At 38.6% G+C, this 13,209-nt stretch carries 12 protein-coding genes, 1 tRNA gene and 1 pseudogene; 3 read left to right on the top strand and 11 right to left on the bottom strand.

All coding sequences use genetic code 11. The annotated features are described in order from the left end of the window. Positions 1–304 precede the first annotated feature (304 nt). The 7 genes from I2F89_RS03175 to rpoN all read right to left on the bottom strand — a co-directional run bounded on the left by I2F89_RS03175 (position 305) and on the right by rpoN (position 8,777). Positions 305–799 (bottom strand): hypothetical protein, encoded by a 495-nt coding sequence (locus tag I2F89_RS03175; RefSeq protein WP_074799575.1) that lies wholly within the window; start codon positions 797–799, stop codon positions 305–307. Positions 800–1,601: 802 nt separating this feature from the next. Beyond that, a complete protein-coding gene (eno, locus tag I2F89_RS03170) occupies positions 1,602–2,900 on the bottom strand; it encodes a phosphopyruvate hydratase (protein ID WP_010734865.1) in 1,299 nt (432 codons plus the stop codon). A gap of 116 nt (positions 2,901–3,016) precedes the next feature. Next, on the bottom strand, positions 3,017–3,772 hold the full coding sequence (gene tpiA, locus I2F89_RS03165; protein WP_019723102.1) for a triose-phosphate isomerase: 756 nt from the start codon (positions 3,770–3,772) through the stop codon (positions 3,017–3,019). A 94-nt stretch (positions 3,773–3,866) separates the two neighbouring features. After that, entirely contained in the window at positions 3,867–5,057 is a 1,191-nt protein-coding gene (locus I2F89_RS03160; protein WP_115358060.1) for a phosphoglycerate kinase, read from the bottom strand. Positions 5,058–5,162: 105 nt separating this feature from the next. Beyond that, positions 5,163–6,164, bottom strand: a complete 1,002-nt coding sequence (gap, locus tag I2F89_RS03155) for a type I glyceraldehyde-3-phosphate dehydrogenase (RefSeq protein ID WP_010734862.1) — start codon at positions 6,162–6,164, stop codon at positions 5,163–5,165. 40 nt (positions 6,165–6,204) lie between these two features. Next, positions 6,205–7,296, bottom strand: a complete 1,092-nt coding sequence (locus I2F89_RS03150; RefSeq protein ID WP_171844984.1) for a sugar-binding transcriptional regulator — start codon at positions 7,294–7,296, stop codon at positions 6,205–6,207. 152 nt (positions 7,297–7,448) lie between these two features. Next, positions 7,449–8,777, bottom strand: a complete 1,329-nt coding sequence (gene rpoN / locus I2F89_RS03145) for an RNA polymerase factor sigma-54 (protein WP_142433277.1) — start codon at positions 8,775–8,777, stop codon at positions 7,449–7,451. Positions 8,778–8,836: 59 nt separating this feature from the next. Between rpoN and I2F89_RS03140 the strand changes: the two genes are divergently transcribed. Further along, a tRNA-Arg gene (locus I2F89_RS03140) sits at positions 8,837–8,908 on the top strand. Positions 8,909–9,016: 108 nt separating this feature from the next. Here I2F89_RS03140 and I2F89_RS03135 read toward each other — a convergent pair. The 4 genes from I2F89_RS03135 to I2F89_RS03120 form a co-directional block, all read right to left on the bottom strand. Beyond that, a complete protein-coding gene (locus I2F89_RS03135) occupies positions 9,017–9,646 on the bottom strand; it encodes a hypothetical protein (protein WP_195513471.1) in 630 nt (209 codons plus the stop codon). Positions 9,647–9,950: 304 nt separating this feature from the next. Beyond that, the gene (locus I2F89_RS03130; RefSeq protein WP_081367424.1) at positions 9,951–10,349 is read right to left on the bottom strand and encodes a hypothetical protein; all 399 of its coding nucleotides are present in this window, start codon (positions 10,347–10,349) and stop codon (positions 9,951–9,953) included. Positions 10,350–10,632: 283 nt separating this feature from the next. Then, entirely contained in the window at positions 10,633–11,247 is a 615-nt protein-coding gene (gene rpoE, locus I2F89_RS03125) for a DNA-directed RNA polymerase subunit delta (protein ID WP_071866726.1), read from the bottom strand. Positions 11,248–11,322: 75 nt separating this feature from the next. Further along, complete coding sequence (locus I2F89_RS03120) at positions 11,323–11,754, bottom strand: DUF1934 domain-containing protein (protein WP_071866725.1); 432 nt, start codon at positions 11,752–11,754, stop codon at positions 11,323–11,325. Between the two features lie 207 nt (positions 11,755–11,961). On the opposite strand from I2F89_RS03120, the gene I2F89_RS03115 reads away from it, so the two are divergent. Both I2F89_RS03115 and I2F89_RS15740 read left to right on the top strand, forming a co-directional pair. Continuing rightward, positions 11,962–12,774, top strand: a complete 813-nt coding sequence (locus I2F89_RS03115) for a lipoate--protein ligase family protein (protein ID WP_086334984.1) — start codon at positions 11,962–11,964, stop codon at positions 12,772–12,774. A gap of 81 nt (positions 12,775–12,855) precedes the next feature. Further along, positions 12,856–13,209, top strand: a pseudogene (locus I2F89_RS15740) (hypothetical protein); the annotation flags it as partial.

The following is a 13,209-nucleotide window of genomic DNA, read 5'->3' as shown; positions in this document are numbered from 1 at the left end:
TCCATTGAATAAAATTTTGTCTATTTGCGTTACTAGACTTATTAACCTGATGGACCAACTAGCTATAGCAGAAGCTTACAACTACACGAAAGAATAAAAGAAGGAACACTGACCAGGCAATCAACAAGAGTAGTTTTCATTGATTGGATCAGCATTTCTTCTTTGAATATTCTATAGGACAGATGGATAGATCTACGTATTCTATATTATGATCCATCATATTCTGTCAATCTTCGTACACTTAACTCTTTTTATCTGGCAAGCCTTTCACAACTGAAAATAACTATTTTTTAATCGGGAGGTATTATTCCCAAGGATTATTTACTTCTTGTGCTGTCAAGATGATTTTGGCGCTATCATCTCTATTTGATCTCCATACGTAATCATTTGCATCTAAAATGACATCGAAATCTTTTTCGATCTGTACGGAACTCATTCGCATTACCTGTTGTGCTTGAAGATGTGGGTTTGACGGTTGAATGTCTAGTCCATTTCCATATTGGTCAAGTTTTGCAAAAATATTCACAAAAACATCTTTAGATTTTGTATTATTTACTGTAGCTGTCGCTTTCAAGACCTTCGTTTGTTTACGCATATCTGAGTTTAAGTCAAAATCAGACAATTTAAAATCGACTTTGTTCGTTGTTCCTTCATTGAAAGTGATATCTAGTTTTCCATCTTCGACTTCAATAGGGATTTGTTTTTCACTGGTTACCTCGGATGCGTTTACTAAGCGTGGATTACTACCTACTAACAACAAAGTTGATAGCAGAACTGTTGTGGATACCTTTTTTTTCATTGTTGGATAGCCTCCGGAATTTAATATTTTTTTCACAAAATCAGTTTACATTAAATTCCCTCGTAGGGTTTATCCGAACATTGAACTCTTTTTTTAAAAACAGGATAATCTTTCACAATGTTCTTTGCTACATGATAGAAACTTGTCAGGAGAGATGAACTAGGATCACTCCTTACTTCTATAAAAGCTACCTATATGTCCTTTGATCAGAGTCATTAGACCTTTTAGGCGTGCTATTTCGAACAAATCCGTGTTCGGTTATCAAAGAAATTTCCACGAGAACTTATTCTCTTACATTTAGCAAAAATCAACTTATTTATATTGGAACCGGACACTATGCAGTTTTTTTTATATGGCAACATATGATGATGACGTCAAAAGAGTTAGTGGCTAGGTTGAGGAAGTAAGAGAAGCAGATGATAAAGAAGAAATTCTTCAGAATCGTTCGTCGTTTAGATAATCAATAGACTATAACACACTATATAATAAAAAGAAAGCCCACATAGTTGTCGATCTTCAAGTTTCTAGGAGGTACATTCTTGTTCTTAATCGTCTCGTTTTCATCATCCATGATAAAGACGTGTTGAATAAAGAACAGCTTGGTTAAAGCTAATTCATCGATTCTGTGCTTAACAAAATATGGGGAAGGATGATCTTTATTTATAGTCTTGTGAATCTATGATTTGTTCCTATCATTCATTCGTTTAAATACTAAAAATATTTTTTTCTGACTAATCGTCTGCCTAAAAAAATACCCTTCTCATGTCATTGACATAAGAAGGGCATTTTTACATTCATTTAATTATTTGTTTTTTAAGTTGTAGAAAGATTTCAAACCTTTGTACTCTGCAACTTCACCAAGTTGGTCTTCGATACGTAATAATTGGTTGTATTTCGCAACACGGTCAGTACGTGATAGAGAACCTGTTTTGATTTGGCCAGCGTTTGTTGCAACTGCGATATCAGAGATTGTTGAATCTTCTGTTTCACCAGAACGGTGAGAAACTACTGCAGTGTAACCAGCTTCTTTAGCCATTTCGATTGCTTCGAAAGTTTCTGTCAAAGTACCGATTTGGTTAACTTTGATAAGGATTGAGTTAGCAATTCCTTTTTCGATACCTTCAGCAAGTTTTTCAGTGTTTGTTACGAACAAGTCGTCACCCACTAATTGAACTTTGTCGCCTAGAACTTCTGTCAATTTCTTGAATCCATCCCAGTCGTTTTCGTCTAATCCATCTTCAATAGAGATGATTGGGTATTTAGATACTAATTCTTCGTAGAATTTGATCATTTCATCAGTTGTTTTTTCGCCTTCGCCTGAATCAGCTAATACGTAAACACCTTTTTCTTTGTCGTAGAATTCTGAAGAAGCAGCGTCCATTGCAAGAACAACGTCTTTACCAGGAACATAGCCAGCTTTTTCGATTGCTTCGATGATTACTTCGAAACCTTCTTCGTTTGAACCAAGGTTAGGAGCGAATCCACCTTCGTCACCAACTGAAGTTGCTAATCCACGAGATTTCAAGATTGCAGCTAATGCATGGAATACTTCCGCACCCATACGTAGTGCTTCTTTGAATGTTGGCGCGCCAACAGGCATGATCATGAATTCTTGGAAGTCAATTGAGTTATCCGCATGTGATCCACCGTTGATGATGTTCATCATTGGAGTTGGTAATACTTTTGTGTTGAATCCGCCTAGGTAGTGGTATAAAGGTACTTCTAGGTAGTCAGCAGCTGCACGAGCAACAGCGATTGAAACACCAAGAATAGCGTTCGCACCTAATTTACCTTTGTTAGGAGTTCCGTCTAAAGCGATCATTGCTTTGTCGATAGCCATTTGGTCACGTACATCGTAGCCAATGATTGCTTCAGCAATGATGTTGTTTACGTTGTCAACAGCTTTGATTACACCTTTACCGCCATAACGAGATTTGTCTCCGTCACGTAATTCAACTGCTTCGTATTCACCAGTTGAAGCACCTGAAGGAACCATTCCACGGCCGAAAGCACCGCTTTCTGTGTATACTTCTACTTCGATTGTTGGGTTACCGCGTGAGTCTAGAATCTCGCGAGCGTAAACATCAGTAATAATTGACATGTTTTGTCTCTCCTTTGAGTTTGGTTTTTTCCTAAGGGATTTCCCTCATATACGATTTTAGTTAATTTTGTGTCTTTGTGCAAACATTTCTTGCATTTTTCACAAATTTTCAATAATTATTTTACAGCATCAAGTAATGCTAAGAATGAATCCGCTTCTAAACTAGCTCCACCAACTAATGCGCCATCCACATTTTCTTTTGCCATATATTCAGCAATGTTCTCAGGTTTTACAGAACCACCGTATTGGATACGAACTGCTTCTGATACTTCTTTGCCGTAAAGTTTTTCAACTGTTTGACGTACCACGCCACAGATTTCGTCAGCGATTTCAGCATCTGCTGATTTACCTGTACCGATTGCCCAGATTGGTTCGTAAGCAATAACTAGATTACTTACTTGACCTTCTGTTAAGCCTTCAAGACCAGCAGTGATTTGTCCTTCGATCCACTCAGCTGTTTTGCCTGCTTCATATGTTTCTAATGACTCACCACAGCAAAGAATTGGGATCATACCGTTTGCGAAGATTGCTTTCGCTTTTTTGTTGATATCTTCGTCAGTTTCGTGGAAGTATTCACGACGCTCAGAGTGACCGATGATCACATATTGTACACCTAGATCAGCTAAAGCTGCAGGTGATGTTTCACCAGTGAAAGCACCTGAGTTTTCCCAGTAAGAGTTTTGTGCAGCGATTTTCAATTCTGTACCTTCAGCTGAAGCCATTAATTCTTGTAAGAATAATGCAGGAGATCCAATCACTGAATCTACTTTATCATTTGAAGGGATCTTGTTTTTTACTGCTTCTGCAAAATCTTTTGCTTCAGATGCAGTTTTGTTCATTTTCCAGTTACCAGCGATAATTGGTTTACGCATGATATGCACTCCTATTCAGAATGTAAGAGGACTACAGATTTGAGCAATCTGTAGATGATCCTCTCACCATTTTATTTATTCGTTGATTTTATGCTTATTTGTCGTTGATTGCAGCTAGTCCAGGTAATTCTTTCCCTTCAAGCAACTCTAAGCTTGCACCGCCACCTGTTGAGATGTGAGTGAATTTGTCTGCAAAACCTAATTGTTCCGCAGCAGCAGCAGAGTCACCGCCACCGATGATCGTTGTTGCATCTTCAAGGTTAGCGATTGCTTCACAAACACCGATCGTACCTTTAGCGAAGTTACTCATTTCGAATACACCCATTGGTCCGTTCCATACAACTGTTTTCGCACCTTGCAATGTATCAGCAAATAATTCAACTGAAGCAGGGCCGATGTCTAATGCCATCAAGCCTTCAGGAATATCTCCTTCGATGACTTGTGTTTCTACATCATTTGAAAATTCAGGGGCACAAACATTGTCAATTGGTAAAACTAATTTGTCACCAGCTTTTTCGATCAATTCTTTTGCTAAAGCTACTTTATCTGCTTCAACTAAAGAGTTACCGATCTTGATGCCTTTTGCTTCGTAGAATGTATAAGTCATTCCGCCGCCGATCAAGATTTTGTCTGCTTTAGGAATCAAGTTTTCGATGACACCGATTTTATCTGAAACTTTCGCTCCACCTAAGATCGCGATCATCGGACGTTTAGGTTCTTCAACAGCTTCGCCGATGAACTTGATTTCTTTATCCATCAAGAATCCAGCAACTGTTGGGATACCTGTTGAAGCAATCCCTACGTTTGAAGCATGCGCACGGTGAGCTGTACCAAACGCATCATTGACAAATACATCACCTAAAGAAGCCCAGTATTTACCTAATTCAGTATCATTTTTGCTTTCTTTTTTGCCGTCGATGTCTTCAAAACGAGTGTTTTCAAAAACAACTACGTCTCCGTCTTTCATGTCAGCAATTGCTGTTTCTAATTCTGAGCCACGAGTTTCAGGAACGAAAGTTACTTCTTTACCTAGCAATTCGCCTAAACGTTTTGCAACTGGTGCCAAAGATTTTCCTTCTTTGTCTTCTTCTGTTTTCACACGTCCAAGGTGAGAGAAAAGAATCGCTTTTCCGCCTTGCTCCAACACATAATTGATTGTTGGTAACGCAGCTTTGATACGTGTATCATCAGTGATGACGCCGTCTTTCAAAGGAACGTTGAAGTCAACACGGACAAGGACTTTTTTATCTTTTAAATCAATATCTTTGACTGTTTTCTTAGCCATTTGATTTCCTCCTAAATAAACATCTTATCAAAAAAAGCGGAGAAGCGCGATTGCTTCCCCGCTTTTAAGTGTACATGGATATAGGTTACACTTGTACGATTTATCTTATAAGTTAGCGAAGTATTCTAAAGTACGTACTAATTGTGCAGTGTATGACATTTCGTTGTCGTACCAAGCAACAGTTTTAACTAATTGTTTGTCGCCAACAGTCATTACTTTTGTTTGAGTAGCATCAAATAATGAACCGTAAGTCATACCAACGATATCTGAAGAAACGATTTCGTCTGTGTTGTAACCGTAAGATTCGTTAGCTGCTTCTTCCATTGCAGCATTTACTTCATCAACTGTTACGTTTTTATCAAGAACTGTAACTAATTCTGTTAATGAACCAGTTGCGATTGGTACACGTTGAGCAGCTCCGTCTAATTTACCGTTCAATTCAGGGATTACTAAACCGATTGCTTTAGCAGCACCTGTTGAGTTAGGAACGATGTTTGCAGCAGCAGCGCGTGCACGGCGGAAGTCACCTTTAGGATGAGGTCCGTCAAGAGTCATTTGGTCACCTGTGTAAGCGTGGATAGTTGTCATTAATCCTTCAACAACACCAAATTTGTCGTTCAATGTTTTAGCCATAGGAGCTAAACAGTTAGTTGTACATGAAGCACCAGAGATAACTGTTTCTTTACCAGTTAATGTTTCATGGTTTGTGTTGTAAACGATTGTTGGTACATCGTCTCCACCAGGAGCTGAGATAACAACACGTTTAGCACCAGCTGTTAAATGTTTTTCAGCAGCTGATTTTGAAGTGAAGAAACCAGTACATTCTAGAACGATGTCTACGCCTAGTTCGCCCCAAGGTAATTCTTCAGGGTTACGGTTAGCTAATACTTTAACTTCTTTTCCGTTTACGTTGAATGAACCTTCGTGAACTTCAACTGTTCCGTTGAAACGTCCTTGAGTTGTATCGTATTTTAACAAGTGTGCCAACATTTTAGCATCTGTCAAATCGTTGATTGCTACTACTTCGATTCCATCTACATCTTGGATACGACGGAACGCTAGACGTCCAATACGTCCAAAACCATTAATACCTACTTTAACTGTCATTTAAGATTTCCTCCTTATGAAAATCAAAAAAATATTTATTTTAAAGGGATACCCCTTTTAAAATCTCATTAGCAGCGGCTTCATCTGTGATGAGCCACGTTTGTTTTGGTGCATTATTCATATACGCTCGAATTGCTTTGGCTTTGGCTTTCCCCCCTGCAACTGCAAGAATGATCGGGACCTTAGCTAAGTCTTTTAATTCGATGCCGATTCGTGGGACTTTATAAACGACTTCTCCTTTTTCATTGAAGAAATAGCCAAAAGATTCCGCAACGGCATTGGCTTGTTTCAACATCAGCAATTCTTCTTCATTCATCTTTCGTCGCGCTGCCATATGCAACGCCCGTCCAATACTATGAATAACACAATTCGCCTGACTTATCAAGTTTAAAACTTCTTGTATAGACGGCTCATTGAGTAATGAATTGTAAGTAGCCAAGCTTAATTGTTCCGGCACATATAATGCTCGGTGTTTTCCATTTGCCTTTGTAGCCATTCTAGCACTGACTGAGTTCGCTTGTACAGTAATCGCCTCGCCGATCCCACCTCGCGCAGGAACAAACAAGTTATGGCGCTTGCTATTTTCTAAGCTAGTCAGTTGCTCTGCAACGATCGCCATCGTCGTTCCTCCCATGACTGCGATGATATTATCGCCTTCCGGAAGTAGTAGATTCAGTGACTCGTCTAAGGCTTCGCCAAAAGCATCTGCTACTTTTGGTTGTTGTTCACTGTTTCCAGAAACAACGATACAGCGCTGGTTTCCAAAATACTCAGATAGTTTCATTTCAATCTGATGCATTCCTAAAAGTTGGTCCATAAAACCTTCGAGGCTTTGATAGACTTCCTCTCCTTTTTTCGTCAGCGTCATACCACTTTTAGAGGCGTTGATCAGTTCAAGTTGTTTGAGCAGATCCGTTTCTGTTCGTAAGACACGTTCGGTCATGCCCATGCTTTCCGATAAACTACGACGACCAATTGGCTGCATCCAGTAAATATTGCGCAAAATCTTATAGCGTTCTTGCAAAACATCCATGATGTCTGGCGCAACAGCTTCAATCAGTTTCAATTCATCTAACATAGCGATCTCCTTAGTTGGACATTTTTCGTCCAATGTAGACTCAAAACGACCCATGTGATCTAAAAAAATAAATCGGACTTTCCAACTTGCACGTTTTCTACTAGGAAAATCTCAACCTCACATGACATAGTCTAACAGTTTTGTCCGTATTTATCAACAAAAAAAGACTAGAAAAATGTTTAAGATTCTTCCAGTCTTCCATTCAATTATTTATCATACCGTTTTCTTTTCGATGAACTAGGGATTCCTAACAAGTCACGATATTTGGCAACTGTTCGTCGAGAAATCGAAATTTTGTCATTTTTCAGTAGTTCTACTAATTTTTGATCAGATAATGGTTTGCTTTTATCTTCCGCATCTACTAGTTCTTGGACTTTTTTCTTTGCGGTATCTGCTGATAGATCTTCAGTACTCTCTGCATTTGTAGGTTGGAGTCTCGTCGTAAAGAACTTTTTCAATTCGAAGACACCAAAATCGGTTTCAAGATACTTGCCATTGACTGCTCGACTGACCGTTGATTCGTGGACGTCGATTTCTTCTGCGACTTCTTTTAAGGTCAATGGGCGGATCGGTCGTGCGACATTTGTAAAGAATTCTTTTTGCCGAGAAACAATGATTTGCGCCACGCGCATGATCGTATCACCACGTTGCAAAATCGTTTTTTGCAGCCATTCAAATTCTTGTTTTCGTTCTTTCAAATAGGCTTGAGTCTCTTTATCTGCTTTTTTTTGCATCTGTTGAAAATAAGCTTCTTGAAAACGTACATTCGGCTGGTTGCCTCGATTTGAGATGACTTGGACTTCTTCACCTGTTACGACAACTTTGACATCGGGGATGATATACAAACCGCTACTATTGTCAAAGACTCGTCCAGGACTTGGGCTAAGGGTTTGGATATAATCAAAGATTCGTTGTACGTCGCTTAATGGAATCGCAAAATGTTGGGCGATCTCTTTCCATTTGCGTTCGACTAATTGATCAAACCATTCTTCCAAGACGATGTAAGCCAATTCGGGCGCATAGTCGTCTCTTTCAGTTTGTAACATCAAACATTCTTGTAAACTTCGCGCCCCTACACCTGCTGGCTCTAACTGCTGGATCAGTGTCAATGCGTCAAGCATTTGGATCGGCGTCGCATTCGTTTGTTGGATGGCGTCTTCTAAAGAAATAGTCAAAAAACCATTCAGGTCGATATATTCGATCAAATATAAAATCAATTTACGTAAGAAAGTATCTCGGTAATTCAAATGGACTTGTTCGATCAATGATTCAAAAAGTGAGCCTGTTGTATCAGGAATTTGATTCAAGTAGCTCGTCTCTTCTCCCTCATAACTGGCATTACGTTTTTGGTAATCGGGTTGCCAATCCGGTTCGATCACTTCTACTAAGGGGTTTTCCAACGCCTGATTTTCAACAAAAGCCAGTAGCTCTTCGCTGTTATACTGCAAGACTTGGATGGACTGTTGGAGCTGTTGTGTCATGGCAAGTTTTTGTGTTTGTTGTTGTTTTTGTGAAAAATTTTGTTCAAATTTCATTTTTTTGTCCATTCCCCTTGTAATTTATTTTTGATTTCGATACAATTGTTGCAGTGCTTGCGTCCTTAGTGTAGTGGATATCACGTAAGATTCCGGTTCTTGAGACGGGGGTTCGATTCCCTCAGGACGCGTCTATTGTTATCTTAGCATATTTGTGAAGATTTTGCTTTCAAATTTCTAAGAAAAAAAGCGGTTTTCCTATCTAGGAAAACTGCTTTTTTTGATTTTTTCATGGAATTTTAAAAAGTAAACCGATCTTCAATGTAACTATAGTAGAAATGATTCGTTAAAGGTCCATGATTATAGCGCTCTGTCACACCATCCCCTTGACGAAGCGTTAAACCGTTTCTTAAAGTGGCTGTTTTTTGATCATAAAAATCACCATTGATGAGATAAAATATTCGGTTAGGGTCCTCTAAATAAGCAAATACATCCCCTGTAAAATGTTTTTCCAATCCTTGATCAGCGGATTTCAACTGAACGGATAAAATCGACTTGATTGCTCGGAAATTTCCACTTTCACTCGTTTCACAGTATAGCAATAAAGTTGGTTGGTATACTCTATTGACTGTTATGTTTTGAGAAAAGATACGGTAGATTGCCCCATTATGTATTGCGCCTTGCACCATTTGCTCAGTATAGCCGAGCTGTTTTTTAGCTTCTTCTTCGGTTAGTTGATATTCTCTCGAAATGACACGAAGCAGTTGCTGAAAGTCCAACTTACTGGACATGGTGCGATATGTATTTTCTTCATTTTTCGTTGAAAGATTTAAAGAGGTTTGATCTTTTGGTGATGAATGGACTAAGAGAAACACCCCAAATAAAATCACAAGAAAACCGATTACTTTTATTCGTATTGACTTTTTCATTGATTACTCCTATTTATTTGTTATTCTTCTGTCTATAATCATAATCGGAAATAGCCAATGAAGCAAAGAGTTTTTATAAAAAACAACCGTTTTTTATTTTCAAACTTGATTCTATAACCTGTTTCCTCAAGAAGTCACTACAGTAGTGTTTAGCCTCAAAAATTAAGGCGCCATCCACGAAAATTATTTTTCAAATTTTGGTGGATGGCGTCTTATTTTTCGAAGAGTTTACTTCTGTTTCCGCCGTTTATTCGATTTTAGGTGGTGTAAGAGGACTCAAGTCCCATTCTTTTTCATTTTTTTATCAATCATAAGGAACATAATCTTCGTAACTTTCTTCGTTATTCAATGCTTCATTTTCAATAAAATAGTTCATACCGCCCATCAATTCCGAACTCATTGGTCCGTTTAAAGATAAATCATGACGTTCAATCATTTCCCGGTATTCATCTGCACTGATCACCGCACCGGTTTTCAAGCTCTTGTATTGCTTCGGTGTTTCCTCCACTTCCTGATCCAACTTTGAAAAATCTGTTTCTTTGTATGACACGAAATAGCCATGAGAGAGTTTCCGTTCGACTACTTCATTGCATTCAGGACAGCGGATCGGCATTTCTTTTTCTCGATGCTTCACAATGTGACGTACTTCATTATAATAGAATTTGGTCTGACAATTGGGACATTTTAATTGATCATCTAACATATCGATCGTCTCCTTTTATATTTGATTGTCATGTCTCAGTTTCACTTTCATCATACTCTTTTTTAGAACAAATGAAAAAAGATTCGCTGACATCCCTAATGCTTTTCTCTGAAGCATTTCTATAAGCCACAAAAATATGCCTTCGTCCTTAAGGAGAAACACTTTTGGTTTTCTAGTTGACGTTCTGCCTTACTCTCTAGAACTTTTTTCTTTTGTTCGAAGACAAAAAAAACTGCAAGGCTACTTTTACAAGTAACTTGCAGTTCTATGTGATTTCTCTTACTTATTCTTCTGGGAAATCTTCGTCTTCAAATTCTTCGTCTTCTTCTTCGTCATCGTCTTCGATAATGCTTAGATCTTCTTCGATGTTTCCTGGGATTTCTTCTTCGTCGTCTCCAGTATCTGCACCAATTTCTTGTAAGTCTGAATTGTATGCAGCGATTTCTTCATCATCGTCATCTTCATCTTCAAAAAGATCATCATCGTCTTCGTCAGACAGATCAGTATCTTCTGGGTCATCATCGTTATAATCGATGGCATCTTCGTCATCATTGATAAAGGCATTGACTTTTTTGCGTTTACGACGACGTGGTGTATCCTCGTCTTCTTCGTCGATTCCATGGTTGACTTCTTCATCGATCGAATCGATGGCATACCATGAACGCAAGCCCCAACGATTGTCGCCTAATGAAATAAAGCTACCGTCGATATTTAAGTCAGTATAAAATTGTGCGAGTGAATCACGAATGTCACTATCTGATTTGCCAAGATATGTTTGAATCTCATTTGCTAAATCAGAAAAGTCCATCACATCACCACGCTGCTCTAAGATCGCGTGTGCGACTTCGATCATTGATAATTCGTTTTTGTTTGCACCTTCAAATACACTAATTTCCAATCAGGACACGTCCTTTCACAGTCTACTCCTTATCATACAAAATCACAGGTAAAAAATCAAACGTTTCTTTGCTATTTATGCAGTAAAATCTAAGACCATCTCATATTCGCCTATTTTTTCGACACCCATGAACAAATCGTAATCGATCATGACTTTGCCAGCCGTTGGACGATCTTTTAGACTAACATGTAGTTCTTTTGTGAATGTGTCGACTTGGATCATTCCATAAGGCGTGCGGTAATGGGTTTCTAGACGCTCCCGATAGGCAAATTTTAGACGCATACGCATTTCACCAGCACGGATCAATTGCACGTGACCATCTGGCATGATCTTGATTGTGACAGGAATTTCTTCTTGTCCTTCTTGGATCTCTTTATAGCGTATGTATAAGGTATCGCCAATTTTGACCATCTGTCCTTTCAGATCAAAATAAAAATCTTGTTGCTCTCCTTGTTGTTTCACTTTTGTACGTAATTGTATCGAAATCGGTAATCCAGATCGTTCCATTTGACATTCTCCTTTTCTCATAGCTACATTGTTCCCACTTTCCACTGATTTGTCAACCGACAGGTATAGAGAACAGATAACTTTTTTCATCTCTTCTTTCTTATTTTGGAGTATAATGAAGAAAGAAGGAGTGATACTCCTGTATATTAGAATGAGTTGAGGTTGTGACAATCACTGCTCAAGCAGATTTAAATAGGAGTTGAGTGCATGACGTCCATCATTTTGGATCAAGAAGTCTACCAAACAAATGATTTTTCTCCGTTTGCTTTAACGGATATTTTAACAGAGTATGCCAAAAAAAATCAACAAACTTTTCTACATTTTTGGCAATATGAACAGACGATCATCCTCGGTATGAAGGATACCCGAACCCCTTTTTTATCTGAAGGGATCAAAGTCATCCAAGATGCGGGATTTGCACCGGTGATTCGCAATGCCGGTGGGCTTGGGATCGTTTCAGACCAAGGGATTTTGAATATCTCGTTGATCTTCCCACAAGAAGATGAGAACAAAATCTCGATCGATCAAGGATATGAAAAGATGCTCGCTCTGACACGTCAGGCTTTTCCTGTTTATGCAGACAAAATAGAAGCCTATGAAATCAAAGATTCTTATTGTCCTGGTACCTACGATCTCAGTATCAATGGCAAAAAATTTGCCGGAATCGCCCAACGTCGGATCAAAAATGGAATCTCTGTGATGATGTATCTGAGCGTGAACGGGGATCAAGAAAAACGAGGCGAACTGATGCGGCAATTTTATCAACAAGCATTGAAAGAACAATTCGGTACAAACGGCTATCCTGCGGTGACACCCACAAGCATGGCGACACTAGAAAAGTTATTCGATACACCGTTGACCGTTGCTCAAGTAAAAGATTCATTTATCCAAGCGTTCACTACATCTTATCCAACAAGTATTTCTATGGGGTCTGACATTTGGCAAGAAGCGAATGTTTCTCCAAATGAATGGCACGGACAAATTGAACGTATGACTCAACGAAATGCACTAAAGGACTAACTAAACATCAGTGATTTTTACACACAAATATATATAAAAGTAGTTATACGTGCAATGGTTTCCATGAGATGAGAAATCCCGATGAACCTAAAGAATATAGCAAAAAGATTAGGTTTTTCTGTGCGAACGCTACAACGTTGGCTAACGATGGCACGTTCAAAGTACATCGGACACCAAAAATTCGAAGATAGTATAATTTAACTTACATCAAAGGCGATAAAACAAGTGGCAAAAAGAACATTGCTTACGCTCAATTGTCTAGTGTCGGACAAAAAGATGACTTGAACAATCAAGTGGAGTTTTTAAGAAATCATGCTCAAAGTTCACTCCAACGATTATTTTATGGAATAACCTAGATTTATAGCCACAACAGGAATTAGTTGAAGATTTAATTTCAATCATTCACGTTTTTAGTTTCCGTATTTATGGAACTAC

The organism is Enterococcus sp. 1001283B150225_161107_E12 (genome assembly GCF_015556925.1).
In the GTDB taxonomy this organism is placed as follows: Bacteria; Bacillota; Bacilli; order Lactobacillales; family Enterococcaceae; genus Enterococcus_B; species Enterococcus_B mundtii.
This window is presented reverse-complemented; position numbering and strand designations above follow the sequence as displayed.